This window comes from Pseudomonas sp. R151218B TE3479 (genome assembly GCF_053629195.1).
Genome location: NZ_JBRJHV010000001.1, coordinates 672,195 through 696,442, shown reverse-complemented (window position 1 = coordinate 696,442; position 24,248 = coordinate 672,195). Strand labels below are relative to the sequence as shown.

25 protein-coding genes and 1 other RNA gene are annotated in these 24,248 nt (G+C 62.0%); 14 read left to right on the top strand and 12 right to left on the bottom strand.

What is annotated here, in order from left to right:
- Window positions 1-108 precede the first annotated feature (108 nt).
- Window positions 109-1,086, bottom strand: a complete 978-nt coding sequence (locus AB7M32_RS03265; RefSeq protein WP_092474748.1) for an NADPH:quinone oxidoreductase family protein — start codon at window positions 1,084-1,086, stop codon at window positions 109-111.
- Window positions 1,087-1,236: 150 nt separating this feature from the next.
- Between AB7M32_RS03265 and AB7M32_RS03260 the strand changes: the two genes are divergently transcribed.
- Window positions 1,237-1,653, top strand: coding sequence for a flagellar basal body-associated protein FliL (locus AB7M32_RS03260; RefSeq protein ID WP_092333064.1), 417 nt, complete (start codon window positions 1,237-1,239; stop codon window positions 1,651-1,653).
- A 123-nt stretch (window positions 1,654-1,776) separates the two neighbouring features.
- Here AB7M32_RS03260 and AB7M32_RS03255 read toward each other — a convergent pair whose 3' ends face one another.
- Window positions 1,777-2,229: an EVE domain-containing protein gene (locus AB7M32_RS03255; protein WP_454249074.1), complete on the bottom strand. Its 453-nt coding sequence runs from the start codon at window positions 2,227-2,229 to the stop codon at window positions 1,777-1,779.
- 195 nt (window positions 2,230-2,424) lie between these two features.
- On the opposite strand from AB7M32_RS03255, the gene AB7M32_RS03250 reads away from it, so the two are divergent.
- The gene (locus tag AB7M32_RS03250; protein WP_092203200.1) at window positions 2,425-2,571 is read left to right on the top strand and encodes a hypothetical protein; all 147 of its coding nucleotides are present in this window, start codon (window positions 2,425-2,427) and stop codon (window positions 2,569-2,571) included.
- 23 nt (window positions 2,572-2,594) lie between these two features.
- Here the strand turns inward: AB7M32_RS03250 and AB7M32_RS03245 are convergent, their stop codons facing one another.
- The 4 genes from AB7M32_RS03245 to AB7M32_RS03230 all read right to left on the bottom strand — a co-directional run bounded on the left by AB7M32_RS03245 (window position 2,595) and on the right by AB7M32_RS03230 (window position 4,064).
- The gene (locus AB7M32_RS03245) at window positions 2,595-3,212 is read right to left on the bottom strand and encodes a 5-formyltetrahydrofolate cyclo-ligase (RefSeq protein ID WP_454249073.1); all 618 of its coding nucleotides are present in this window, start codon (window positions 3,210-3,212) and stop codon (window positions 2,595-2,597) included.
- Window positions 3,213-3,329: 117 nt separating this feature from the next.
- Window positions 3,330-3,510: non-coding RNA, 6S RNA (gene ssrS, locus AB7M32_RS03240), on the bottom strand.
- Window positions 3,511-3,540: 30 nt separating this feature from the next.
- The gene (locus tag AB7M32_RS03235; RefSeq protein WP_039590276.1) at window positions 3,541-3,858 is read right to left on the bottom strand and encodes a cell division protein ZapA; all 318 of its coding nucleotides are present in this window, start codon (window positions 3,856-3,858) and stop codon (window positions 3,541-3,543) included.
- Entirely contained in the window at window positions 3,855-4,064 is a 210-nt protein-coding gene (locus AB7M32_RS03230; protein WP_003177365.1) for a TIGR02449 family protein, read from the bottom strand. The genes AB7M32_RS03235 and AB7M32_RS03230 overlap by 4 nt, the downstream gene beginning before the upstream one ends.
- Before the next feature lie 130 nt (window positions 4,065-4,194).
- Between AB7M32_RS03230 and AB7M32_RS03225 the strand changes: the two genes are divergently transcribed.
- The 8 genes from AB7M32_RS03225 (at window position 4,195) to gcvH (ending at window position 13,178) form a co-directional block, all read left to right on the top strand.
- The gene (locus tag AB7M32_RS03225; RefSeq protein ID WP_060740134.1) at window positions 4,195-4,749 is read left to right on the top strand and encodes a YecA/YgfB family protein; all 555 of its coding nucleotides are present in this window, start codon (window positions 4,195-4,197) and stop codon (window positions 4,747-4,749) included.
- Between the two features lie 25 nt (window positions 4,750-4,774).
- Window positions 4,775-6,109 (top strand): Xaa-Pro aminopeptidase, encoded by a 1,335-nt coding sequence (pepP, locus tag AB7M32_RS03220; protein WP_454249072.1) that lies wholly within the window; start codon window positions 4,775-4,777, stop codon window positions 6,107-6,109.
- Window positions 6,106-7,293 carry a 2-octaprenyl-6-methoxyphenyl hydroxylase gene (ubiH, locus tag AB7M32_RS03215; protein WP_072405971.1) on the top strand — a complete coding sequence of 396 codons (1,188 nt, stop codon included), beginning with the start codon at window positions 6,106-6,108 and terminating at the stop codon, window positions 7,291-7,293. Before pepP ends, ubiH begins: the two co-directional genes overlap by 4 nt.
- A 67-nt stretch (window positions 7,294-7,360) precedes the next feature.
- A complete protein-coding gene (locus AB7M32_RS03210; protein ID WP_454252093.1) occupies window positions 7,361-8,578 on the top strand; it encodes a 2-octaprenyl-3-methyl-6-methoxy-1,4-benzoquinol hydroxylase in 1,218 nt (405 codons plus the stop codon).
- A 217-nt stretch (window positions 8,579-8,795) separates the two neighbouring features.
- On the top strand, window positions 8,796-9,800 hold the full coding sequence (locus tag AB7M32_RS03205) for an extracellular solute-binding protein (RefSeq protein WP_454249071.1): 1,005 nt from the start codon (window positions 8,796-8,798) through the stop codon (window positions 9,798-9,800).
- An 87-nt stretch (window positions 9,801-9,887) separates the two neighbouring features.
- On the top strand, window positions 9,888-11,504 hold the full coding sequence (locus AB7M32_RS03200) for an ABC transporter permease (protein WP_454249070.1): 1,617 nt from the start codon (window positions 9,888-9,890) through the stop codon (window positions 11,502-11,504).
- Between the two features lie 155 nt (window positions 11,505-11,659).
- Window positions 11,660-12,742, top strand: a complete 1,083-nt coding sequence (gene gcvT / locus AB7M32_RS03195) for a glycine cleavage system aminomethyltransferase GcvT (RefSeq protein WP_454249069.1) — start codon at window positions 11,660-11,662, stop codon at window positions 12,740-12,742.
- 52 nt (window positions 12,743-12,794) lie between these two features.
- Complete coding sequence (gene gcvH, locus AB7M32_RS03190; RefSeq protein WP_454249068.1) at window positions 12,795-13,178, top strand: glycine cleavage system protein GcvH; 384 nt, start codon at window positions 12,795-12,797, stop codon at window positions 13,176-13,178.
- Window positions 13,179-13,357: 179 nt separating this feature from the next.
- Here the strand turns inward: gcvH and AB7M32_RS03185 are convergent, their stop codons facing one another.
- The 5 genes from AB7M32_RS03185 to AB7M32_RS03165 all read right to left on the bottom strand — a co-directional run bounded on the left by AB7M32_RS03185 (window position 13,358) and on the right by AB7M32_RS03165 (window position 17,517).
- The gene (locus AB7M32_RS03185; RefSeq protein WP_072405965.1) at window positions 13,358-13,675 is read right to left on the bottom strand and encodes a DUF2388 domain-containing protein; all 318 of its coding nucleotides are present in this window, start codon (window positions 13,673-13,675) and stop codon (window positions 13,358-13,360) included.
- Between the two features lie 68 nt (window positions 13,676-13,743).
- Complete coding sequence (locus AB7M32_RS03180) at window positions 13,744-14,193, bottom strand: NfeD family protein (RefSeq protein WP_454249067.1); 450 nt, start codon at window positions 14,191-14,193, stop codon at window positions 13,744-13,746.
- Window positions 14,194-14,202: 9 nt separating this feature from the next.
- Window positions 14,203-15,123, bottom strand: coding sequence for an SPFH domain-containing protein (locus AB7M32_RS03175; RefSeq protein WP_014340768.1), 921 nt, complete (start codon window positions 15,121-15,123; stop codon window positions 14,203-14,205).
- 131 nt (window positions 15,124-15,254) lie between these two features.
- On the bottom strand, window positions 15,255-17,039 hold the full coding sequence (locus AB7M32_RS03170) for a GspE/PulE family protein (protein ID WP_072405963.1): 1,785 nt from the start codon (window positions 17,037-17,039) through the stop codon (window positions 15,255-15,257).
- A 145-nt stretch (window positions 17,040-17,184) separates the two neighbouring features.
- Window positions 17,185-17,517, bottom strand: a complete 333-nt coding sequence (locus tag AB7M32_RS03165; RefSeq protein WP_454249066.1) for a hypothetical protein — start codon at window positions 17,515-17,517, stop codon at window positions 17,185-17,187.
- A gap of 126 nt (window positions 17,518-17,643) precedes the next feature.
- Here AB7M32_RS03165 and AB7M32_RS03160 point away from each other — a divergent pair, with 126 nt between their 5' ends.
- Window positions 17,644-18,114, top strand: coding sequence for an Lrp/AsnC family transcriptional regulator (locus AB7M32_RS03160; protein WP_072405961.1), 471 nt, complete (start codon window positions 17,644-17,646; stop codon window positions 18,112-18,114).
- A gap of 125 nt (window positions 18,115-18,239) precedes the next feature.
- Here AB7M32_RS03160 and AB7M32_RS03155 read toward each other — a convergent pair whose 3' ends face one another.
- Window positions 18,240-19,607: a CYTH domain-containing protein gene (locus tag AB7M32_RS03155; RefSeq protein WP_454252092.1), complete on the bottom strand. Its 1,368-nt coding sequence runs from the start codon at window positions 19,605-19,607 to the stop codon at window positions 18,240-18,242.
- Window positions 19,608-19,765: 158 nt separating this feature from the next.
- On the opposite strand from AB7M32_RS03155, the gene argE reads away from it, so the two are divergent.
- The 3 genes from argE (at window position 19,766) to AB7M32_RS03140 (ending at window position 24,167) form a co-directional block, all read left to right on the top strand.
- Complete coding sequence (gene argE / locus AB7M32_RS03150; RefSeq protein ID WP_454249065.1) at window positions 19,766-20,923, top strand: acetylornithine deacetylase; 1,158 nt, start codon at window positions 19,766-19,768, stop codon at window positions 20,921-20,923.
- Window positions 20,924-21,064: 141 nt separating this feature from the next.
- Window positions 21,065-22,363, top strand: a complete 1,299-nt coding sequence (argA, locus tag AB7M32_RS03145) for an amino-acid N-acetyltransferase (protein ID WP_053126389.1) — start codon at window positions 21,065-21,067, stop codon at window positions 22,361-22,363.
- A gap of 469 nt (window positions 22,364-22,832) precedes the next feature.
- A complete protein-coding gene (locus AB7M32_RS03140; RefSeq protein WP_135847678.1) occupies window positions 22,833-24,167 on the top strand; it encodes an OprD family porin in 1,335 nt (444 codons plus the stop codon).
- Window positions 24,168-24,248: the final 81 nt, after the last annotated feature.

Genomic DNA, 24,248 nt, shown 5'->3' with positions numbered 1-24,248 from the left:
TCGTGTTCTTTTATGAACATGTCGCTCAGGTATAAATGAAGGGCGGTATGGGAATGGCGAAACCGGGTCGCAGCGTGACGACCCGGTATAAACCGTTTGGGTAAGCAATCAGCGAACCTGAACCACCACTTTCCCGACCGCCTTGCGTTGGCCAAGATCATTGATGGCTTGTGCCGCGTTGCTCAGCGGGTACACCTGCGACACCAGCGGCTTGAGCTTGCCCTCGGCGAACCAGCCGAACAATTGCTGGAAGTTGGCGGCGTTGTCCTGGGGTTGGCGTTGGGCGAAGGAGCCCCAGAATACGCCCACCACGGCGGCGCCCTTGAGCAGCGCCAGGTTCACCGGCAGTTCGGGAATGCGTCCGCTGGCGAAGCCCACCACCAGCAGCCGGCCGTTCCAGGCGATGGCGCGGATGGCCTGGTCGAACAGGTCGCCACCCACCGGGTCGTAGATCACATCGGCGCCCTGGCCGTCGGTGAGGCGCTTGATTTCATCCTTCAGGCTGGTTTCGCTGTAGTTGATCAGTTCGTCGGCGCCGGCTGCCTTGGCTACGGCAAGTTTTTCCGCGCTGCTGGCGGCGGCGATGACCCGGGCGCCCATGGCCTTGCCGATTTCCACGGCCGCCAGGCCCACGCCACCGGAGGCACCGAGCACCAGCAAGGTTTCGCCGGGTTGCAGGTTGGCCCGTTGCTTGAGGGCGTGCATCGAGGTGCCATACGTCATGCTGAAAGCGGCGGCGGTGTTGAAGTCCATGGACGCGGGAATCGGCAACACGTTGTAGCCCGGCACCGCCACTTGTTCGGCAAAGCTTCCCCAGCCGGTCAGCGCCATCACCCGGTCGCCGACCTTCAAGTGGCTGACTTTCTCACCCACCTCACTGACCACGCCCGCCGCTTCGCCACCGGGGGAAAACGGAAAGGGGGGCTTGAATTGATATTTGCCCTCGATGATCAGTGTGTCAGGGAAATTCACCCCGGCGGCGTGCACGTCCAGCAGCACTTCGTTCTTCTTGGCGACGGGGCTGGCGACGTCTTCCAGCACCAGCGATTCGGCGGGGCCGAATTCTTTGCACAGCACGGCTTTCATCAGGGCTATTCCTTTGGGAGTGATGGCCGATAAGTGTAGGTGTGAGAGACAACGGGTCAACGAGCATGCCCCGCCCTGATAGCCGGCCATAAGCTTGTGCTTGAACGGCGGGTCGGTATGCTGGGCCGCAAACCGGATGAGGAGTCAATTGTGAAAGCGTGGATCATGTTGATGCTGGCCCTGTCGCTGCCTGTGGCGGCGATGGCCGAAGAGGCCAAGGAAGCGAAAGAGGGCGAGGCACCGAAAGTCAGTTACATCACCCTCAGCCCGCCATTCGTGGGCAACTATGGCCTGGACGGCACGGCGAAGCTGAAGGTCTACAAGGCCGATGTGGCCCTGCGCGTGACCGGTGATGCCGCCGCTGCGGCGGTCAAGGCCAACGAGCCATTGATCCGCAACCAACTGGTGGCGTTGTTCGCCCAGCAGACCACCGAGGCGATGAACAACCTCGAAGCCAAGGAAAAACTGCGTCAGGAAGCCTTGAAGCAGACCCAGCAGGTCATGAACGACGAGACCGGCAAGCCGATGGTGGATGATCTGTTGTTCAACAACCTGATCATTCAATAAGTCGGCGTTGTTGGGGCGACCCTATCGCGAGCAAGCTCGCTCCCACAGGGATTTCGTGATCGACGCAAATCCCCTGTGGGAGCGAGCTTGCTCGCGATAGCGGCCTGTCGGACAGCGAATCGCTCAAGGTTTCAGCGCAACCACTGCCGCCCACTGCTCAGCCGTCACCGGCATCACCGAAAGCCGCGAGCCTTTCTGCACCAGCGGCATTTGCGCCAGGGCGGTCTGTTGCTTGAGGTAGTCGAGCTTCAGCACGTAGCGGAACGTCTCGACGTGGGCCACGTCGATCGCGGTCCACGGGTTTTTTTCCGGGCTGGCCTTGAGGTCGAAATAATGGCTGTCCGGGTCCAGGGCCGTAGGGTCGGGATAGGCCGCCTGGATGATTTTGCCAATCCCGGCGATGCCTGGCTCGGGGCAGCTGGAGTGGTAGAAAAAGAACGTGTCACCCACCGCCATGGCTCGCAGGAAATTGCGCGCCTGGTAGTTGCGAACGCCGTCCCAGCGGGCCTGGCCGAGCTTTTCCAGGCCCTGGATGGACAATTCGTCGGGCTCGGACTTCATCAGCCAATAGGCCATGATTTTTTCTCCTGGGCGGTGGGTATCAAAATAGTTCGGCGATTTTATGACAAACCGACAGTCGGTTGACGCCAGCATTTGCGTGTCGGGGCCGGTTGCCGCAAAATGCCGGCCTTCCAAGCTTGACGCTGCTGCACGGCCAATAAGAAAACCGCTGCTGTCATCGTGTGTGATATGCCTTGAGGGGGGCAATCGATGAAACGCAAACCGGATTTGTTGTGGATCTTGGTCATTCTGTTCGGTCTGGGTGTCGTGACCACGGGTTACGCCCAAAGCCTGTGGACCAACAAGACCGAGGCGCCGATGGACATCACCCAACCCGCGCCATCGCTCAAACGCTGAACCTGCTTTCCAGGCGCCGCTGATTACCGCGGCGTCAACCCCGCGATATACCAATGCCTGTCGCTGACCGTTCCCTGCAGCGGCACGTCCCAGCTTGCCTGCGCCAATCGTTCGACCTTCTGGCATTCATGGGCCAGCCCCAACAGCGTTGGCTTGCGCCACTGCTTGCGTCGCGCCAGGTACGCCAGGCTGCGGTCGTAAAAGCCGCCGCCCATGCCCAGCCGACCTCCCGCATCGTCAAACCCTACCAATGGCAACAACACCAGGTCCAGCGTCCAGACCTTGCGTTGCCGGGCGATGTTCTTGCGTGGCTCGGGGATGCGAAACCGGTTGGGGTGCATTTTTTCGCCGGGGTGGATGCGTTGGAACACCATCTTGGTCTGCGGCCACGGGCTGAGCACCGGCAGGTAAGTGGCCTTGCCCCGGCGCTGGGCCGCGCGCAGCAGCAGGCGCGGGTCGATCTCGCCATCGTTGGGCAGGTACAGGGCGATGTGCTTCGCACGGCGGAACAACGGATGCTGGGCCAGTTGTTTGTACAGCCCGCGGCCGGCTTGCCGTTGCTGGGCGGGCGTCAGGGCGCGCCGGGCCTGGCGCAGCAGGCGGCGAAGTTGTGGGCGGGGCAGCAGCGCGGGTTCAGTCATGTCGAGGTTTCACGCAGTGGCGATGGCGCACAGCGTAACCGCAAAACAGGACGCTCAGAAATGCCTGCGCCCGGAAACGACAATGCCAGTCCACATGGACTGGCATTGTCTGGAGTCAGGCTCCCCGGATGAACCGCTGTCGGCTTAGCCCTTGAACCCGAAAGTTCAAGGTGGAAGTTGCAGGGGGCGTTAAGGCTTTCCGTCAAGCGGACATGCACACCGGCCCCCAACGTGCAACCCCCGTGGTTGTGCGTATCGGCTCAGGGACATCACCAACTGGCAAGCACCCCAGGGAGTGAGGCGAGTATACCCCAGGCAGCCTCGCGAATCAGCCCTTGCTGACGTCTGGATCGGTGGCGAGCACCAGATCCACCCGATCGAGCAGGTCGCGTACCTGCTCACGGGTCGAGCCACTGACCTGTACGTCCGGCGTATCCTGGCGATGCAGCAGGTCGTGGGTGATGTTCAAGGCGGCCATCACGGCGATGCGGTCGGCGCCGATGACTTTGCCGCTGCTGCGGATCTCGCGCATCTTGCCGTCCAGGTAACGGGCGGCGCTCACCAGGTTGCTGCGCTCTTCCTGGGGGCAGATGATCGAATATTCTTTGTCGAGGATCTGCACGGTAACGCTATTGCTTGAACTCATGAGTCTTGCTCCAGGGCCTTTAGGCGCGAAATCATCGATTCGACCTTACGCCGGGCGATTTCGTTTTTTTCAATGAGGTGCGCGCGTTCCTCGCGCCAGGTTTTTTCCTGAGCTAATAGGAGTCCGTTTTGGCTCTTAAGTTGCTCGACCCGGTCAATTAGCAGTTCGAGTCTGGCCATCAGCGCTTGCAGGTCGGTGTCTTCCATTGTGTCCACTGAAGAATGTGTCTGATGGAGGGATGTGGGTCGCACAGCCTCTGATAGTCTTGGCGAGTCTGTCGATGTAGGATACAAGGCCTCCATTCTAGACATAGCGCCGTCTGGCGCCTAGCTGCCCATGCCCATTCAGAATTCCCCGTATCAAGCATTCGCCACCCTGCTGAGCACCAGCGGTCATCCTGTCTCGCCTGCCGAACTACATGGCCTGTTGCTCGGCCGCAGTTGCGCCGGCGCCGGTTTCGATGCCGACGGCTGGTTGGCCGACGCCGCCGAACTGCTGGAAGGCGAGCCGGCGGACAACGTCCGTAACGCGCTGATCGGCCTGCAGGAAATGGTCAAGGGCGAGTTGACCAGCGATGACATGACCGTCGTCCTGCTGCTGCCCACTGACGACGCCCCCTTGGCTGAACGCGCCGCGGCGCTGGGCCAGTGGTGCCAGGGCTTCCTCGCCGGCTTCGGCCTGACCCGCCGCGAATATGCGCTGAGCGAAGAGGCCAAGGAAGTGTTGCAGGACTTGGCCGCGATCTCCCAAGTCCAGGATGCTCTGGAAGAGTCCGACGACGGCGAAAGCGACTACATGGAAGTGATGGAGTACCTGCGGGTCGCACCATTGCTGCTGTTCACCGAGACCAAGAAAACCGATGCAGCGGCCCCCAAGCCGTCCTTGCATTAAATTTCAGAGGGAACCCCGTCTGCCCATGATTCATATCCCGAAATCGGAATACAGCCGTCGCCGCAAGGCCCTGATGGCGCAGATGGAACCCAACAGCATCGCAATCCTGCCCGCCGCCGCCGTTGCGATCCGCAACCGCGACGTCGAGCATGTCTACCGCCAGGACAGTGACTTCCAGTACCTCAGCGGCTTCCCCGAGCCGCAAGCGGTGCTGGTGCTGATGCCCGGCCGCGTCCATGGCGAGTACATCCTCTTTTGTCGCGAGCGCAACGCCGAACGTGAGCTGTGGGACGGCCTGCGCGCTGGCCAGGAAGGGGCGATCCGTGACTACGGTGCCGACGACGCGTTTCCCATCACCGACATCGACGACATCCTGCCGGGCCTGATCGAAGGGCGCGACCGGGTGTATTCGGCCATGGGCAGCAATCCAGAATTCGACCGGCACTTGATGGAGTGGATCAACGTGATTCGCTCCAAGGCCCACCTCGGCGCGCAGCCGCCGAACGAATTCGTTGCCCTGGATCACTTGCTGCACGATATGCGCCTGTATAAATCGGCAGCGGAACTGAAGGTCATGCGCGAAGCGGCGCGGATCTCCGCCCAGGCGCACATTCGGGCGATGCAGGCGGCGCGCCCGGGGTTGCATGAGTTCAGCCTGGAGGCCGAGCTCGATTATGAATTCCGCAAGGGTGGGGCGAAGATGCCGGCCTATGGCTCGATCGTCGCGGCGGGGCGCAACAGCTGCATCCTGCACTACCAGCAGAACGATGCGCTGCTCAAGGACGGCGATCTGGTGTTGATCGATGCCGGCTGTGAAATCGACTGCTACGCCAGCGATATCACCCGTACCTGGCCGGTCAGTGGCAAGTTTTCGCCCGAACAGAAGGCGATCTACGAAGTGGTGCTGGCCGCCCAGGAAGCCGCGTTTGCCCAGATCGCTCCGAACAAACACTGGAACCAGGCCCACGAAGCGACGGTCCGGGTCGTTACCGAAGGGTTGGTGCACCTGGGGCTGCTGGAGGGCGAGGTGGACGAGTTGATTGCCAGCGAGGCCTACCGGGCGTTCTACATGCACCGCGCCGGCCATTGGCTGGGCATGGACGTGCATGATGTGGGCGAATACCGGGTTGGCGGCGAGTGGCGGGTCCTGGAAATCGGCATGACGCTGACGGTGGAACCGGGCATCTATATCAGCCCGGACAACCGCAGCGTCGCGAAAAAATGGCGCGGCATTGGCGTGCGCATCGAGGATGACGTGGTAGTGACCAAAACCGGTTGTGAAATCCTGAGCCGAGGCGTGCCGAAAACGGTCGCCGACATCGAGGCCCTGATGGCCGCCGCCCGGACGCAAGCGGCATGAGCCGGGTCAATCTGGCGATCATTGGCGGTGGCCTGGTCGGCGCGAGCCTGGCGCTGGCCCTGCAGGTCGGTGCCAAGGCCCGGGGCTGGAGGATCATCCTGATCGAGCCCTTCGCCCCCGGCGACGCCTGGCAGCCAAGCTACGATGCCCGGTCTTCGGCATTGTCCTACGGTGCCCGGCAGATTTATCAACGCTTGGGTGTCTGGCAAGAGATTTCCCGTCGCGCCGAACCGATCAAGCAGATCCACGTCTCCGATCGCGGGCGGTTTTCCACGGCGCGGCTGTCGGCCATGGAAGAGGGCGTGCCGGCCTTGGGCTACGTGGTGGAAAACGCCTGGCTCGGCCAGTGCCTGTGGCAAGGTCTGGACCCGGAGGTGGTCAGTTGGCGCTGCCCGGCGCAGGTTACGCGTATGGAGCCACTGGTCGGCGGTTATCGCCTGACCCTCGACGACGAAACCACCCTGGAGTGCGACCTTGCCGTTCTGGCCGATGGCGGTCGCTCCAGCCTGCGCGAGCAGTTGGGCGTCGGCGTGCGCAGTCGTCCCTATGACCAGAGCGCCTTGATCGCCAACATCACCCCCAGCGAAGCCCACAATGGCATGGCCTTCGAGCGCTTCACCGATGACGGCCCGATGGCCTTGTTGCCGCTGCCGGAGAATCGTTGCGCGCTGGTCTGGACCCGCCAGGGCATGGACGCGCAACGGCTGGCGGCCCTCGACGAGCGCAGCTTCCTCGCCGAATTGCAGGGGGTGTTCGGTTATCGCCTAGGTACGCTGAAGCAGGTAGGTGTACGGCACCTGTACCCGCTGGCGCTGGTGGAGGCCGAAGAGCAGGTCCGTCCGCACCTGGCGATTCTGGGCAATGCCGCCCACAGCCTGCATCCGATTGCCGGGCAGGGGTTCAACCTGTCCCTGCGCGATGCCCAGGCCCTGGCCGATGCCTTGCTCGACAGCGACCGCGAGCCGGGGGATTTCGCCGTGTTGCAGGCCTACCGCGAGAGCCAGCGCATGGACCAGGCCCTGACCGTGGGCTTCTCCGATCAGGTTACGCGGCTGTTCGGCAGCAGCCTGCCGTTGGTGTCCCTGGGCCGGAACCTCGGTTTGCTGGGTCTCGACCTGCTGCCCCCGGCCAAGCGCTGGTTCGCCCGCCAGGCCATGGGGTTGGGGACACGTCCCGATGCGTGAGGCTGGGGTGGTCATTTCTTTTCATGGGCGGCTGATGTCGCCCGCAAAACAGGCTTAGAGCATGGAATTGCGTGCAGATCTGCTGATTGTCGGCGCTGGTATGGTCGGCAGCGCCCTGGCGCTGGCGTTGCAGGGCAGTGGCTTGCAGGTGTTGTTGCTCGACGGCAGCCCGATGAGCGTCAAGCCCTTCGATCCCCAGGCCGCGTTCGAGCCGCGGGTGAGTGCCTTGTCGACGGCCAGCCAGCGGATCCTCGATCGCCTGGGCGTCTGGGAGGGCATCACCGCCCGGCGTGCCAGCCCTTACACCGACATGCACGTCTGGGACGGCAGTGGCACCGGGCAGATCCATTTTTCGGCAGCCAGCCTGCATGCCGAGACGCTTGGGCACATTGTTGAAAATCGCGTCGTGCAGGATGCCCTGCTGGACCGCCTGCATGACTGCGACCTGGGCTTGTTGGCCAACGCCCGGCTGGAGCAGATGCGTCGTTCCGGCGACGACTGGCTGCTAACCCTGGCCGATGGCCGCACGTTGCGGGCCCCCCTGGTCATTGCCGCCGATGGCGCAAATTCCGCTGTACGCCGCCTGACCGGCGTGGCGACGCGCGAATGGGATTACCTGCACCACGCCATCGTCACCAGCGTGCGCAGCACCCGGCCGCATCGACTGACGGCATGGCAGCGCTTCACCGACAACGGCCCGCTGGCGTTCCTGCCCCTTGAGCGTGACGGTCAGCACGACTGGTGCTCGATTGTCTGGTCCACCACCCCCGAAGAAGCGCAGCGCTTGATGGCGCTCGAGGACACTCAATTCTGCTGCGAACTGGAACGCGCCTTCGAAGGCCAGCTTGGCCCGGTACTGAGTGCCGACCCGCGCCTGTGCGTGCCGCTGCGCCAGCGACATGCCAAGCGCTACGTGGCCGAAGGGCTGGCGTTGATCGGTGACGCGGCCCATACCATCCATCCGTTGGCCGGGCAGGGGGTGAACCTGGGCTTCCTCGACGCCGCCGTGTTGGCCGAAGTGTTGTTGCACGCGGCCGGCCGTGGCGAGCGGTTGGCGGACGTGAAGGTGTTGAGCCGCTACGAGCGCCGGCGCATGCCCCACAATCTGGCGCTGATGGCGGCGATGGAGGGCTTCGAGCGGTTGTTCCAGGCCGATCCGCTGCCGGTGCGCTGGTTGCGCAACACCGGGCTGAAACTGGTGGATCGCCTGCCTGAGGCCAAGGCTTTGTTCGTGCGCGAGGCGTTGGGGTTGAGTGGGGATTTGCCGGATTTGGCCAAGGTCTGAGATGTGGGTTGGGGCTTATGGCCTCATCGCGAGCAAGCTCGCTCCCACAGTCGTCACCGGATCAAATGTGGGAGCGAGCTTGCTCGCGATGAGGCCGGCACAGCCACCTCAATCCATCTGTGCAACATTTGGAAATGTGTCCACCCACTGTTCGATTGAGATGCCAAATGTGAGTCCTTATCATTTGCGTCTCTTTCGCCATCCAGAGACCGCTACCATGTTGGCAACCAAGCGCCTGCTGTCCGCCCTCGCCTTGACCCTGATCGGCACCACTGCCGCCCAGGCCGCCGATGAGGTGGTGGTCTACTCCTCGCGTATCGATGAACTGATCAAGCCGGTCTTCGATGCCTACACCAAGAAAACCGGCGTCCCGGTGAAGTTCATCACCGACAAGGAAGCGCCGTTGATGCAGCGGATCAAGGCCGAAGGCGAGAACGCCACCGCCGACCTGCTGCTCACCGTCGATGCCGGCAACCTCTGGCAGGCCGAGCAGATGGGCATTCTCCAGCCGTTCACCTCCCCGGTGATCGACGCCAACATCCCGCCTCAATACCGTGCTTCGTCCCACGCCTGGACCGGCTTGAGCCTGCGGGCGCGGACCATTGTCTATTCCACCGACCGGGTTAAACCGGGCGAATTGACCACCTATGAAGCGCTGGCCGGCCAAGAGTGGGAAGGCCGTCTGTGCCTGAGGACCTCGAAAAAGGTCTATAACCAGTCCCTGACCGCCACACTGATCGAAACCCATGGTGCGGAAAAAACCGAGGAAATCCTCAAGGGCTGGGTCAGGAACCTGTCCACCGACGTGTTCTCCGATGACACCGCATTGCTTGAAGCAATCAATGCTGGCCAGTGCGATGTCGGTATCGTCAACACCTACTACTATGGCCGCCTGCACCAGCAGAAGCCGGACTTGAAGGTGAAGCTGTTCTGGCCGAACCAGGCTGATCGCGGCGTGCACATCAACCTCTCGGGCATTGGCCTGACCAAGCATGCACCGCATCCGGACGCCGCCAAGAAACTGGTGGAGTGGATGACCACGCCAGAAGCGCAAAGCATCTTCGCCGACGTGAACCAGGAATTCCCGGCCAACCCGAAGGTCGAGCCATCCAGAGAAGTGGCCGCCTGGGGCGCGTTCAAGGCCGATACCTTGCCGGTGGAAGTGGCGGGTAAACGCCAGGCCGAAGCTATTCGCATGATGGATCGCGCTGGCTGGAATTAACCCCAGCCAGACACGATTCCCTGTGGTGGTTATAAAATAGATGCCCGCGCCAATGCGCGGGCATCATCATTTGAACGAGAGCTCCCCTTGGCCCACCCCGCCCAACGCCGCTGGTATCCCCTGGTCTTCGCCATCGCTGCGCTGGTCCTGTTGCCCTTGAGTGTCTTGCTGCTGTCCTGGCAGAGCATCGACCAGCAGATCTGGTCCCACTTGTGGGATACGCAGATGCCGCGTTTGTTGGGCAACACCCTCACGTTGATCCTTGGCGTGGGTGTCGGAGTGACCTTGCTGGGTGTCAGCCTCGCCTGGCTCACCAGCCTATGTGAATTCCCGGGACGTCGCTGGCTCGATTGGGCATTGATGCTGCCGTTCGCGATTCCGGCCTATGTGTTGGCGTTTGTCTTCGTTGGCCTGCTGGATTTCGCCGGTCCCGTGCAGACGCTGATGCGTGAATGGTTCGGCAGCGGCCTGCGCCTGCCCCGGGTTCGTTCCACCGGCGGGGTGATCCTGGTGCTGGTGCTGGTCTTTTACCCTTACGTCTACCTGCTGGCGCGCAGTGCCTTCCTGGCCCAGGGCAAGGGCTTGATGGAAGCTGCCCGGGTGCTGGGTCAGTCGCCATGGCAGGCGTTCTGGCGCGTGGCGCTGCCGATGGCCCGACCAGCCATCGGTGCGGGCGTGGCGCTGGCGCTGATGGAAACCCTGGCGGATTTCGGCGCGGTGTCGGTGTTCAACTTCGACACCTTCACCACCGCCATCTACAAGACCTGGTACGGCTTCTTCAGCCTCTCCAGCGCTGCCCAACTGGCCAGCCTTCTGTTGCTGGCGGTGATGCTGGTGCTCTACGGCGAACGCCGGGCCCGCGGCGCTCACCGGGCCAGTAACGAGCGGCCCCGGGTCAAGGCGTTGTACACGTTGCGCGGCCTCAAGGCCGTGGCGGCCAGTGGCTGGTGCTCCCTGGTATTTGCCTGCGCGTTTGTCATCCCGGTGTTGCAGTTGGTGGTGTGGTTCTGGCAACGCGGTCGTTTCGACCTGGATGAACGTTATGCCGGGCTGATCGTCCACACCCTCTACCTGGGCGGCCTGGCGGCACTGCTCACCGTCTGTGTGGCCTTGCTGCTGGCGTTCGCCCGGCGGTTGGCGCCGACCCGTCCGATTCGTGCCGGCGTCGGCCTGGCGAACCTGGGGTATGCCTTGCCCGGCTCGGTGCTGGCGGTGTCGATCATGCTTGCGTTCAGCTACCTGGACCGTGAGCTGGTCATTCCACTGTCGACCTGGCTTGGCGGTGCAGGCAAGCCATTGTTGCTGGGCAGCCTGTCGGCGCTGTTGCTGGCGTATCTGGTGCGTTTCCTGGCCGTGGCTTACGGCCCGTTGGAGAGCAGCCTGGCGCGCATTCGCCCGTCCTTGCCCGAAGCGGCACGTAGCCTTGGGGTCAGTGGGCCGCGACTGTTTTTCAAAGTGTATCTGCCATTGCTGTTGCCCGGCACCTTGAGCGCGGCGTTGCTGGTGTTCGTCGATGTGCTCAAGGAAATGCCCGCGACGCTGCTGATGCGCCCGTTCGGCTGGGACACGCTGGCGGTGCGGATCTTCGAGATGACCAGCGAAGGGGAGTGGGCCCGGGCCGCGCTACCGGCGCTGACGTTGGTATTGGTGGGGTTGTTGCCGGTCATCGGATTGATACGACGTTCGGCCCATCGAAACAGCTAGGTGCCAGTCCTACCTCATGCGGCTACAATGCGCGGCATTCGGTGCGGTCCGTCTGTCGGACCGGGCAACTGAGAACGTCAGAAAACTCCTTTTTTCAGACGTTCGCGCTACGCAGTGCCCGTCCGCACCTTCGCCAAGCCCGGAAGGAGAAACCCATGGGACAGCGTACGCCTCTTTATGACCTTCATCTCGCCCTTGGCGCGAAGATGGTCGATTTTGGCGGTTGGGATATGCCTTTGCATTACGGCTCGCAGGTCGAAGAACACCATCAGGTGCGTCGCGACTGCGGTGTGTTCGATGTATCCCACATGACCGTGATCGACGTCGCCGGCTCCCAGGCCAAGGTCTGGCTGCAGCGCTTGCTGGCCAATGACGTCGACCGCTTGCAAGACACAGGCAGTGCCTTGTACAGCGCGATGCTCAATGAACGCGGCGGCATCGTCGACGACATGATCATCTACCGTGTCGAGGACGGTTATCGCCTGGTCTTCAACGCCTCGACCCGCGATCAGGACCTGGCCTGGATGCAGGCACAGCTCGGTGACTACGACGTGCAACTGCATGAGCGCCCCGAGCTGGCGATGCTGGCGATCCAGGGCCCCCACGCCCGGCATAAGATTGCCGAGCTGGTCACACAATCCCGTGGGCAAATCATCCAGCAACTCAAGCCTTTCGAAGGGCGCGTCGACGGCGAATGGTTCATCGCCCGGACCGGCTATACCGGCGAAGATGGCCTGGAGATCGTCCTGCCCGCCCAGGAGGCCCCGAGTTTCTTCAACGACCTGGTCGGCGCTGGCATTTCGCCCATCGGCCTCGGCGCCCGCGATACCTTGCGTCTGGAGGCCGGCATGAACCTGTACGGCCAGGATATCCACCAGGATGTTTCACCGCTGGCCTCGAACATGGCCTGGAGTATCGCCTGGGAACCGGCGAGCCGTCAGTTTATCGGGCGCAGCGCGCTGGAAACCGAGCTTGCCGCCGGTGTGCAGCACAAACTGGTCGGGCTGGTGCTGGAGGAGCGGGGTGTTTTGCGCGCCCATCAGGTGGTTCGCATCGCCAATGTTGGCGAAGGGGAGATCACCAGTGGTAGTTTTTCTCCTACGCTTAGCAAGTCGATCGCCCTGGCACGTGTTCCGATGGCAACCGCTGACCGTGCCGAGGTAGAAATTCGTGGTAAGTGGTACCCGGTACGGGTGGTCAAACCGACCTTCGTCCGCCATGGCAAAACCCTGATCTAACCTTTTGCGGCGGGCCGCTGGCCGCTGACACTTTCTATTGAGGACACAGAATATGAGTGATATCCCTGCCGAATTGCGTTTTGCCGAAAGCCATGAGTGGGCACGCCTGGAAGCTGACGGTACCGTCACTGTGGGCATCAGCGATCATGCGCAGGAAGCCTTGGGCGATGTGGTGTTTGTCGAGCTGACCGAGGTCGGTACGGTCTTTGAGGCGGGCGCCCAGGCCGGCGTGGTGGAGTCGGTCAAGGCCGCTTCCGATATCTATTCCCCTATCGCAGGTGAAGTGATCGCGGTCAATGAGGAGTTGGGCGGTTCGCCTGAGCTGCTGAACTCCGATCCGTACGGCGCCTGGATCTTCAAGCTCAAGCCAAGCAACACGGCTGAGCTGGACAAGTTGCTGGACGCGGCGGGTTACAAGGCTGCCATCGGCGAATAAGGACGACTGCACCTGTGGGAGCGCGCTTGCTCGCGATAGCGGTGGATCAACGGCATTGATGTGGGCTGACACTCCGCTATCGCGAGCAAGCTCGCTCCCACAGGGGTGGGAATAGCCTTGGGATTATCACCGGGCAAAAAAATGCCGCTCACTGAGCGGCATTTTTTATTGGCCGGGCATCAGTCCTGGGCGACGGCGTTTTTCGCCAGGATCGCGTTGGCCAGTTCCATGTCGGTGGCTTGCAGGCCTGGGTTGTCGGCACGCACTTTCTGCATCGCCGCTTCCAGGTAAGGGCCACGGATACCGCCATCACTGGCGACGAAGCTGCCGGCATCGTCCTGGGCGGCGACGATCAGTTTGTGATCCTTGAAGGTCAGGTAGGTGGAACCGGTGGTCGCACCGGACGAGATGACGTTACGCCAAAACGTGTCGGCCATTGCCGAGCCAACAGGAAGAGACAGCAAGGCTACGGTAGCGACAGCAAGTTTGAGACGCATGATAGGTGACTCCACTGGGTTAACTATGACGTTGGATTACCTGCGTCTCGATTCAGTTCCATGACTTGTCAGTCAGCCCGTTCCACCTGCAGCACCGCCCCCTCCTGCGCCACCACCCTGACCCGTGTGCCAACGGCCGACTCGGGCCCCTTGGCCAGCCAGACACTGTCGGCCACCTTGATCTTGCCACGGCCATCGACAATCGCTTCATGCACCAGGAAGACCTTGCCGATCAGTTCCTGCCCGCGCAGGTTCAGGTGCGGCTGATCGCTTTGGCGCACGGCGCTGCGTTGGCGTCGCCACCAGTACAGCGCCGTGGCGATGGCGAACAGGCCGAACAACAGGAACTGCATTTCCCATGGCATCTGCGGCAGGATGAACGTGAGCACGCCGACTGCCGCGGCGGCCATGCCGATCCACAGCAGGTAACCACCGGCGCCGAACACTTCAAGAATCAGCAGGATGACACCCAGCGCCAGCCAGTCCCAGTACGACATGTGTTGCAGGAACCCCCACATACGCGCGCCTCAAGCTTTCTTGCTGTCGAAGGTAGCCCTGACGATCTCGCCGATGCCACCGACCGCACCGATGACCTGGCTGGCTTCCAGCGGCATCAGGATCACCTTGCTGTTGTTGGCTGAGGCCAGTTTGCCCAGTGCATCGATGTATTTCTGCGCGACGAAGTAGTTCACGGCCTGGACGTTACCGTCGGCAATGGCCTGGGACACCACCTGGGTGGCCAAGGCTTCGGCTTGCGCCTGGCGCTCGCGGGCCTCGGATTCCAGGAACGCCGCCTGGCGGCTGCCCTCGGCCTCAAGGATCTGCGCTTGCTTCTTGCCTTCGGCGGTGAGAATCGCCGACGCTCGCAGGCCCTCGGCTTCGAGGATCTGGGCACGCTTGATACGTTCGGCTTTCATTTGCCCCGACATGGCGGCCATCAGGTCCGCAGGAGGGCTGATGTCCTTGATCTCGATCCGGGTGATCTTGATGCCCCACGGCGCCGTGGCTTCATCGACGGTGCGCAGCAATTTTTCGTTGATGCCGTCGCGCTGGCTCAGCATCGCGTCCAGCTCCATGGACCCCAGCACGGTGCGGATATTGGTTTGCAGCAGGTTGCGGATGGCGTGTTCGAGGTTGTTGACCTCGTAGGCCGCCTGGGCCGTATTGACCACCTGGAAGAAGCACACGGCGTCGATCTGTACCGTGGCGTTGTCGGCGGTGATGACTTCCTGGGGCGGGATGTCCAGTACGCTTTCCATGACATTGATCTTGCGCCCGATGCGATCCATCACCGGGATGATGATGTTCAGGCCGGGTTTGAGGGTGTTGGTGTAGCGGCCGAACCGCTCGACAGTCCATTGGTAGCCCTGGGGCACGACCTTGAAGCCCATGAAGAGAATGGCGACCACCAGGCCGATGAAAAGTAAAAGTACGCTACCGATCTGCATGACGGTTCCCTGTGCGAATTGAGATGGACCTGCGAGCCCTGAGTGTAGGGCAAGCGGCCATTATCCTCACTCTGTGGGAGCAAAGCTTGCTCGCGATGCAGGCGCCTTGCTCTCACAGCCTCTCGCCACCGCTACTTCTGTTCACTCTGCGGTGTCACGCGCAGGACTTCCTCGACAGTGGTCAAGCCCGCCGCCACCTTTTGCGCCCCCGACAGCCGCAGGCTGCGCATGCCTTCCTTGAAGGCCTGGCGGCGCACCGCCAGCAGGTCGGTGTCGGGGTGGATCAAGGCCTTGACGCTGTCGGTCAGTTGCATGATTTCGTAGACACCGGCGCGGCCGCGGTAACCGGTGTCGCGGCATTCCAGGCAGCCGACGGCCTGTTGGGCATTGCTCGGCAACGGTGCCTGCCAGGGCCGCGTCAGGGTCTGCCAGTCGTCTTCGTCCAGGGCCAGCGGGGCCTTGCATTGCGGGCACAGGGTGCGCACCAGCCGTTGGGCCATGACCCCGAGCACGGTGGCCTTGATCAGGTAATGGGGCACACCCAGCTCCAGCAGGCGGCTGATGGCGCTCGGCGCGTCGTTGGTGTGCAGCGTCGACAGCACCAGGTGCCCGGTCAGCGCCGCCTGGATCGCCATTTCAGCGGTTTCCAGGTCACGGATCTCGCCGATCATGATGATGTCCGGGTCTTGCCGCATCAATGCACGTACCCCGGCGGCGAAGGTCAGGTCGATGTTGTGCTGGACCTGCATCTGGTTGAAGGAGGCCTCGACCATTTCTATCGGGTCCTCGATGGTGCAGAGGTTCACTTCCGGTGTCGCCAGTTTCTTGAGGGTGGTGTAGAGGGTGGTGGTCTTGCCGGAACCGGTAGGCCCGGTCACCAGGATGATGCCATTGGGCTGGCGGGTCATGTCCTGCCAGCGGCGCAGGTCGTCGGCGGAGAAACCGAGCTGGTCGAAATCCTTGAGCAGCACTTCCGGGTCGAAGATCCGCATGACCATTTTCTCGCCGAACGCCGTGGGCAAGGTCGACAGGCGCAACTCCACTTCGCCGCCGTCCGGGGTCTTGGTCTTGACCCGGCCGTCCTGGGGTTTGCGTTTTTCCGCGACGTTCATCCGCCCCAGGCTCTTGAGGCGGCTGACGATTGCCATCGTGACCTGCGGCGGGAACTGATAGACGGTGTGCAGCACCCCGTCGATGCGAAACCGCACGGTGCCCTGCTCGCGGCGTGGTTCGATGTGGATATCGCTGGCCCGCTGTTGGAAGGCGTACTGGAACAGCCAGTCGACGATATTCACGATGTGGGCGTCGTTGGCGTCCGGCTCCTGATCGCTGGCCCCCAGGTTGAGCAATTGTTCGAAATTGCTCAGGTTGCTCGGTTGCTGATCGACCGTGGTGGCGCCGCTGACCGATTTGGCCAGGCGATAGAACTCCACGCTCAGGCGCTGGATATCCACCGGGTTGGCGACCACCCGCTTGATCGGCAGCTTGAGCACGTGGGTCAGGTCGGCTTCCCAACTGCTGACGTAGGGCTGCGCGCTGGCAACGGTGACGGCGTCACGATCGACCGCTACCGCGAGGATCTTGTGGCGCTGGGCAAAGGCATAGGACATCAAGGGTGTCACGGCCGCTACGTTGATTTTCAGCGGGTCGATGCGCATGTAGGGTTGGCCGGCCTGCTGGGACAGCCACAGGGTCAGGTTCTCCAGGTCCAGGCGCTTGCCAGGTCGACTGAGGTCGTCCAGATGCTGGTTGGCAATGAACTCCAGCGGATGCAGCTGACTATTGGCGCTGTGGCGTCGGCGGGCGTTGAGCGCGGTTTCGGCTGAATCCTGGCTGATGAAGCCCTGGGTGACCAGTTGGCGCAGCAGATCATTGAGGTCCAGCCAGCGGTCCTGAGTGGCGTGTTTGGTGGACATGCGGGTTCCTATTGGACAATTGCAGCAAAGCCGCGATACAGACGCTTCGGCGTCCTCGCTCGGTCTGCAAAAGAATAGTCCCGACCCTGTGGTCCGTTGGGCCACTACCCGACCAATGCGTTACCAAGTCTTGCCCATGGGCCGCTCAACCGGCCGCTTGGGTCGGCTCAACCCTCGTAAATTCAGCGCTTTGCAGGTCCACCGAGCACATGCCGATCAGGTTACGTAATTTTTCAGCGATCACCTGGGCTCGATGCCAACTCAGCCCGTCCAGGCCGATGTCCAGGGAGAGCAGATCGTCGAGGCGCTCGACGTGCACGTGCCGTGGGGTCAGGCCCTGCAAGGCAAACAGGTTCAATGCCCGGCACAGCAGGTCCGGCTCGGCCTCGGCCAGCATCTGGTACTGCGCCCGGCAATGGGCATTGGCGGCGTGCCAGACGTCGGCGCGGATCGTGGTTGTGGCAACGGCTTCGAGCATGGATGGTCTCCTGGAGTGCGGGAGAAATATTTACATGTGTTGTGGGGTATTTCTTATCTAAAATGAGTGGTTGTGGCGATTTTTAGAATCGCTTGATTCTCAAGATCATTAATTACGGGTTTATTTATGCAAAGCGAGCTGGATGGCTATGACCGCCGGATACTGGCGTTGCTGCAAGAGGATGCCTCGCTGTCCAGTGCGCAAATCGCCGAGCAGGTCGGCTTGTCTCAATCGCCGTGCTGGCGTCGGATCCAGCGGATGAAGGAGGAGGGGATCATCCGCGGTCAGGTGACGTTGCTGGATCGCAAGAAAATCGGCCTCAACACGCAGATCTTCGCCGAAGTGAAACTCAACGCCCATGGCCGTTCGAACTTCACCGAGTTCACCGAGGCGATTCGCGGCTTCCCCGAAGTGCTGGAGTGTTACGTGTTGATGGGATCGGTGGATTTTCTGCTGCGCATCGTCACGGCGGACATCGAGGCGTATGAGCGATTCTTTTTCGAAAAGCTGTCGATGGTGCCGGGGATCCAGGAAGTGAATTCGATCGTGGCGCTGTCGGAGATCAAGTCGACGACGAGTTTGCCAGTGCTGCGCTGAGTTCTGTGGAGGATGTGCTGGCCTCATCGCGAGCAAGCTCGCTCCCACAGTTGATCTTCAGCGGCCACTAGATGTGATTACAACGCTGAACCCCTGTGGGAGCGAGCTTGCTCGCGATAGCGGCATCACAGCCGCAGCAAAGTCTTCCAGGCCCGATTCTGGTACACCGCGATCGCCTGTTGCTTGCGCGCATCCAGGGTTTCGTCGGTGATGGGTTGGTTGGCCAGTTGCGCCAGCTTGTTCAGTTCACCGTAAAGGCGATCCATTTCCGGGATCTCCAGCACATGACGGGCGTGGTGCAGCCAGGCCTGGATGCGTTCGATACGCGGCAGTTGCTCGGCGAGGTCTTCCGGCTGCTGCTGGTAGCGTTGCAATTGCAGGGACGAGGATTCTTCGCCCAGCAGACGCGGCAGCCAGCTGCCCAGTTGCGCCGCGCCCTGGCGATTGCCGCGGGTGTTGCGCTCGGCGGCCCAGCTGCGGGCCAGCAGCCAGCGTGACGTGTTGAGGGAAAACAGGCCCCAGCGCGGATCTTGCAGCTCTTCAAGGAACTGTTCCGGCGCGGCCTTGCGCACGTCTTCGTCGTCCAGGCCCGCCTGGACCAGCGGACGCCAGTCTTCCAGCAACGCGTCCAGGGCCAGGCGCAAGTCGTGGGTCGATTGGCGCGGCGCGGCCTGGCCGAGACTGCTGAGCAGGGCACGCAGTTCGGCGAGGTTTTCCACCCAGTCCTGCAGCAGGCGCCAGTGGCCGTTGAAACGGTATTGTTCGGCCAGGCGTTGGCTGCTGCCGAGCAAATGCCAGCTCAGCGCGGCGAAGGCGTCATCCAGCGGCGTTTCGGCAGTCAACTGTGGGGTCGGCAGGCTCAAGGCGTAGCTGCCCGCGTCATGCAAGCGATAGCCACGTTCGGCCTTGCTGATGTCGCAAGGCATTAAAGGCAGGGTTACGGCCAGCTCGGCGGCCAGTTCCAGCAGGGCGGCGGGCTCGCCTTCGCGCAATTCCAGCTCCAGCTCGCAGATTTCTTCCTTCTGCTTGCCGACCACGACATAGCCCAGGTCCAGCGCGGCTTCGATCACCACTTTGCTCTTGCCACGGCCCCAGGCGATTTCAGCGCGTTCGCGGACGAAATCGGTGGTGAAGATGGCCTTGAGGGTTTTCTTGTCCAGTTCGGCCAGGGTCTCGGGCCAGCATTCGCCGTCGAGCTTCTTCAGGTCGAGCTTGGCCTTGGGCAGGTGCCAGTCGTACTCGTTGCGCTCGGACAGGCCGGCGACGCTCTGGCCGCGGGTCTTGAGGGTCTGGATCACCTCTTCACCGTCGCGACGCAGGCGCAGGGCGACCTTGGCCCGGGCCAGATCGCGCTCCGGCGTGTCGAAATACTGGTTCATCAATTCGTGGCGTTCCCAGCCACTCTTGTTGCGTTTTTTCAGCAGCGGGTGCTCGCGCAAGGCTGCCAGGGTCTCGCGGCTGACGCGGAGTTTGATTTCGGTTTCTTTCTGCATGGCCGGAAAATCCAGGGATCGGGTGCGCAGCCGGGGGAAGGTGTGGCTGCCAAGGCCGTGCAGTGTACAGGACTCGTTCATCCTGCGCCCCGCGGCGGTTTCTTCCTTGCGCCGGATGGTTCTATGATGGACATCAATCTGTAAGCCTGGAGTCAGCGATGCCTTTGCCGTCCCTGAAAGATCAATTCGCTGCCCTGATCGCCACGCCTTCGGTCAGCTGTACCCAACCTGGGCTCGACCAGTCCAACAGTGCCGTGATCGAGCTGCTGGCAGGCTGGCTAACCGAGCTGGGGTTCTCCTGCGATGTCCAGCAGGTCAGCCCCGGCAAATTCAATTTGCTGGCCAGTTTCGGCAGTGGTCCCGGCGGCCTGGTGTTGGCTGGCCACAGCGACACGGTGCCGTTCGACGGTGCGTTATGGCAGACCGATCCCTTGAAGCTCACCGAGGTCGATGGCCGTTGGGTGGGCCTGGGCAGTTGCGACATGAAGGGCTTTTTCGCCCTGGCCATCGAAGCGGTCAAGCCGCTGCTGGACCAACCGTTCAAGCAACCGCTGCTGATCCTCGCGACTTGTGACGAAGAAAGCTCCATGTCCGGCGCCCGGGCGCTGGCCGATGCCGGCCGACCGTTGGGGCGCGCGGCGGTGATCGGCGAGCCGACCGGCCTGCGACCGATTCGCCTGCACAAAGGCGTGATGATGGAACGCATCGACATTCTCGGGCGCAGCGGCCATTCGTCCGATCCGCGCCTGGGCCACAGCGCCCTGGAAGCCATGCACGACGCCATGGGCGAACTGCGTGGCCTGCGCCTGCAATGGCAGCGTGAATTCCGTAATCCGCAGTTCAGCGTGCCTCAACCGACCCTGAACTTCGGCTGCATCCATGGTGGCGACAATCCCAACCGGATCTGCGGCCAGTGCTCCATGGAGTTCGACCTGCGCCCGTTACCGGGCATGGACCCGCAAGTGCTGCGGGCGGCGATCCGGCAGAAGCTCGAGCCCATTGCCGAGCGACACCAGGTCAAGATCGACTATGCGCCGCTGTTCCCCGAAGTGCCGCCGTTCGAGCAGGCCGAGGACGCCGAGTTGGTCCGCGTGGCCGAACGACTGACCGGCCATCGCGCCGAAGCAGTGGCGTTCGGCACCGAAGCGCCTTATCTTCAGCGCCTTGGCTGCGAAACCCTGGTGCTCGGTCCCGGCGATATCGCCTGTGCCCACCAACCGGGCGAGTACCTTGAAATGTCACGTTTGCAACCTACCGTACAGCTGTTGCGGCAGTTGATCGGCCATTACTGCCTGACGCCGGCCACGGCCGGTTAATTAAATTGCGCCCTTGCGGGCCCGTATTCATCACATGAGGAGAGCGCGCGTGTCGCCAAGCCTGTTCCGACGATAACCACCAGCCCGTTGTGCGTTCTGTTTCGTCTTTTTTTGGCTGTTATTTATTACAGGTCCAGGTTCATGCCCGAATACGTCAATTGGCTTCGTCACGCTTCGCCCTACATCAACGCCCACCGCGATTGCACCTTCATCGTCATGCTGCCCGGCGACGGGGTGGAACACCCCAATTTCGGCAACATCGTTCATGACCTGGTGCTGCTGCACAGCCTCGGCGTGCGCCTGGTACTGGTCCACGGCTCGCGCCCGCAGATCGAGACCCGCCTCGCGGCACGGGGCCTGACGCCCCATTACCACCACGGCATGCGCATCACCGATGCGGCGACCCTGGAGTGCGTGATCGACGCGGTCGGCCAGTTGCGCATCGCCATCGAGGCACGCCTGTCCATGGACATGGCCTCCTCGCCCATGCAGGGCTCGCGGCTGCGGGTCGCCAGCGGCAACCTGGTCACCGCGCGTCCCATCGGCGTGCTCGAAGGCGTGGATTATCACCACACCGGTGAAGTGCGCCGGGTCGATCGCAAAGGCATCAACCGCCTGCTGGACGAGCGCTCCATCGTGTTGCTGTCGCCGTTGGGTTATTCGCCCACTGGGGAGATCTTCAACCTGGCCTGTGAAGACGTCGCCACCCGTGCGGCCATCGACCTGGCGGCCGACAAGCTGTTGCTGTTCGGCGCCGAGCAAGGGCTTATCGGCGAGGACGGCCGGCTGGTTCGGGAATTGCGCCCGCAACAGGTCCCGGGCCACATGCAACGCCTGGGCAGCGACTATCAGGCCGAACTGCTGGATGCGGCGGCCCAGGCCTGTCGTGGCGGCGTCGCACGCAGCCATATCGTCAGCTATGCCGAGGATGGCGCGCTGCTGGCTGAACTGTTCACCCGCGACGGCAGCGGTACGCTGGTGGCCCAGGAGCAATTCGAAGTGGTGCGCGAAGCGGCCATCGAAGATGTCGGCGGCCTGCTGGACCTGATCAGCCCGCTGGAAGAGCAGGGGATTCTGGTGCGTCGTTCCCGCGAAGTGCTGGAACGCGAGATCGAACAGTTCAGCGTGGTCGAGCGCGAAGGCATGATCATCGCCTGCGCGGCGCTGTACCAGATCGCCGATTCGGATGCCGGGGAACTGGCCTGCCTGGCGGTGAACCCGGAATACCGTCACGGTGGCCGCGGCGATGAACTGCTGGAGCGAATCGAAACCCGGGCCCGCGCCCAAGGGCTCAAGACGCTGTTCGTACTGACGACCCGGACCGCCCACTGGTTCCGCGAACGCGGTTTCGAGCCCAGCAGCGTCGACCGCCTGCCGGCAGCGCGGGCGTCGCTCTACAACTATCAGCGTAATTCGAAAATCTTCGAAAAAGCGCTGTAGAGCCCGGCCTGAACCCTGCACGGCCCGCGATCTTCTTGATTTCAGACAATGAGCAGCTAGTCTGGAACGCTCAAGATCGCACCGTGCGCGAGCCGTTGTGATCATGATCGAAGCCATTGGAGGCGACGGAGCCTATTTCGCCGCAGGATGAGCGGCCCTCGCAAAAGCCCGACAAAACACCATTCAGTAATCCTCGATATCGCCGATAAGCCTTGTCACGGCTTGATGACGCTTTAATGGCACCCATATGTCGAAACGAGCTGAAAACTAATGAAACAATTCTTTTTGGATTTATAGAGAATCCATTATCCTGCGGGCCGGTGTCGCAGGGTTAGACCATGGTCGTAGTCACAAATGGTTACGATTGACTTGTCAGTCACGGTTTGGCGCTAATCGCGCATCCGCGGATTCCGGGCGTTCGATCCGGAACCAAAGACACACAAGAATTAGAAAACGAGAGGAGCGAAGCATGAACAAGTCCACCTTGGCCCTGGCTGTGGCCGTTGGGGTTTTGGCGCAGCAGGCAGGCGCCGCCGGTTTTATCGAAGACAGCAAGGCTACCTTGGGTCTGCGTAACTTCTACATCAACACGGATAACCGTGATGGCGCTGCCAATCCTTCCAAGCAGGAAGAGTGGGGTCAGGGTTTCATTTTCAACTTCACTTCCGGCTACACTCAAGGCACCGTCGGTTTCGGCGTCGATGCCATTGGCCTGCTGGGTGTGAAGCTGGACTCTGGCAAAGGGACCGCCTACAACGCTACCAACAACAAGGGTGGCACCGTCTTCCCTAGCGAAAGCGATGGCCGTGCGGTCGACGATTTCGGCAGCCTGGGCCTGACCGCAAAGGTCAAGGTTTCCAAGACTGAACTGCGTCTGGGCACCCTGCAGCCGAAGCTGCCTGTTGTGACCTTCAACGATGGTCGTCTGCTGCCACAAACGTTTGAAGGTGGTCAGATCACCTCCAACGATATCGATAACCTGACCCTGGTTGGCGGTAAGTTGGAGCATGCCAAGGGTCGTAACTCGACTAACAATGATTCGCTGACCATTGCAGGTTCCAACGGCGCAACGACCACCGCCACCAGCAACCAGCGCAGCAACGAGTTCTACTATGCTGGTGGTGACTACAAGCTCACCAAGGATCTGACCGCTCAGTACTACTACGGCAACCTGGAAGACTTCTACACCCAGCACTTCCTGGGTCTGGTCCACAACCTGGCGTTGCCAGTGGGTAGCCTGAAATCCGACTTGCGTTACTTCAACAGTGATTCCGATGGCAAGAACGCCAGCCAGGAAGGTCGTCTGGCGGGGTATCGCTCTTCTGGCTTCCAGAACAACGGTGGTGAAGTAGACAACCGTACCTGGAGTGCAAAATTCACGTATAGCCTGCAAGGCCATGCGCTCAGCGCCGGTTATCAGCGTGTGAATGGCACCAGCGACTTCCCATTCCTGAACCAGGGTGACGGTGCATCCGCCTACCTGATCACTGACGTTCAGATTGGCAAGTTCCAGCGGGCTGGCGAGCGTACCTGGCTGGCTCAGTACGCCTATGACTTTGCAACTGTTGGCGTGCCAGGCTTGACGACTTCGGTCATCTACCTCAAGGGCGACAACATTGCTACTGCTACCGGTGATAAGAGCGAGTGGGAACGTGACTTCACGCTCGGTTACGTTGTTCCGGATGGCAAGTTCAAAGGCCTGGGCCTGGCGTGGAGGAACGCTTCGCTGCGCTCCGAAGTGGCCAACCAGCGTAACCAGGACGAAAACCGCCTGATCGTGAGCTACACGCTGCCGATTCTGTAATTCGGCGGCAAAAAGCCCCGCCCGGCATCACGCCGGGCGGGGCTTTTACGTTTTCGGCGGCAGGTAGCAAGCTCTATCCCC

What these genes read in the sequence shown, in the direction of transcription:
- AB7M32_RS03230 (WP_003177365.1), bottom strand. Translation starts at nt 4,064, where the DNA reads ATGGAAGACACCGACCTGCAAGCGCTGATGGCCAGACTCGAACTGCTA.
- AB7M32_RS03140 (WP_135847678.1), top strand. Translation starts at nt 22,833, where the DNA reads ATGAACAAGTCCACCTTGGCCCTGGCTGTGGCCGTTGGGGTTTTGGCG.
- AB7M32_RS03175 (WP_014340768.1), bottom strand. Translation starts at nt 15,123, where the DNA reads ATGCAGATCGGTAGCGTACTTTTACTTTTCATCGGCCTGGTGGTCGCC.
- AB7M32_RS03225 (WP_060740134.1), top strand. Translation starts at nt 4,195, where the DNA reads ATGCCCATTCAGAATTCCCCGTATCAAGCATTCGCCACCCTGCTGAGC.
- AB7M32_RS03265 (WP_092474748.1), bottom strand. Translation starts at nt 1,086, where the DNA reads ATGAAAGCCGTGCTGTGCAAAGAATTCGGCCCCGCCGAATCGCTGGTG.
- pepP (WP_454249072.1), top strand. Translation starts at nt 4,775, where the DNA reads ATGATTCATATCCCGAAATCGGAATACAGCCGTCGCCGCAAGGCCCTG.
- ubiH (WP_072405971.1), top strand. Translation starts at nt 6,106, where the DNA reads ATGAGCCGGGTCAATCTGGCGATCATTGGCGGTGGCCTGGTCGGCGCG.
- AB7M32_RS03180 (WP_454249067.1), bottom strand. Translation starts at nt 14,193, where the DNA reads ATGTGGGGGTTCCTGCAACACATGTCGTACTGGGACTGGCTGGCGCTG.
- AB7M32_RS03235 (WP_039590276.1), bottom strand. Translation starts at nt 3,858, where the DNA reads ATGAGTTCAAGCAATAGCGTTACCGTGCAGATCCTCGACAAAGAATAT.
- gcvH (WP_454249068.1), top strand. Translation starts at nt 12,795, where the DNA reads ATGAGTGATATCCCTGCCGAATTGCGTTTTGCCGAAAGCCATGAGTGG.
- AB7M32_RS03155 (WP_454252092.1), bottom strand. Translation starts at nt 19,607, where the DNA reads ATGCAGAAAGAAACCGAAATCAAACTCCGCGTCAGCCGCGAGACCCTG.
- argA (WP_053126389.1), top strand. Translation starts at nt 21,065, where the DNA reads ATGCCCGAATACGTCAATTGGCTTCGTCACGCTTCGCCCTACATCAAC.
- AB7M32_RS03205 (WP_454249071.1), top strand. Translation starts at nt 8,796, where the DNA reads ATGTTGGCAACCAAGCGCCTGCTGTCCGCCCTCGCCTTGACCCTGATC.
- argE (WP_454249065.1), top strand. Translation starts at nt 19,766, where the DNA reads ATGCCTTTGCCGTCCCTGAAAGATCAATTCGCTGCCCTGATCGCCACG.
- AB7M32_RS03160 (WP_072405961.1), top strand. Translation starts at nt 17,644, where the DNA reads ATGCAAAGCGAGCTGGATGGCTATGACCGCCGGATACTGGCGTTGCTG.
- AB7M32_RS03185 (WP_072405965.1), bottom strand. Translation starts at nt 13,675, where the DNA reads ATGCGTCTCAAACTTGCTGTCGCTACCGTAGCCTTGCTGTCTCTTCCT.
- AB7M32_RS03250 (WP_092203200.1), top strand. Translation starts at nt 2,425, where the DNA reads ATGAAACGCAAACCGGATTTGTTGTGGATCTTGGTCATTCTGTTCGGT.
- AB7M32_RS03170 (WP_072405963.1), bottom strand. Translation starts at nt 17,039, where the DNA reads ATGTCCACCAAACACGCCACTCAGGACCGCTGGCTGGACCTCAATGAT.
- AB7M32_RS03165 (WP_454249066.1), bottom strand. Translation starts at nt 17,517, where the DNA reads ATGCTCGAAGCCGTTGCCACAACCACGATCCGCGCCGACGTCTGGCAC.
- AB7M32_RS03255 (WP_454249074.1), bottom strand. Translation starts at nt 2,229, where the DNA reads ATGGCCTATTGGCTGATGAAGTCCGAGCCCGACGAATTGTCCATCCAG.
- gcvT (WP_454249069.1), top strand. Translation starts at nt 11,660, where the DNA reads ATGGGACAGCGTACGCCTCTTTATGACCTTCATCTCGCCCTTGGCGCG.
- AB7M32_RS03245 (WP_454249073.1), bottom strand. Translation starts at nt 3,212, where the DNA reads ATGACTGAACCCGCGCTGCTGCCCCGCCCACAACTTCGCCGCCTGCTG.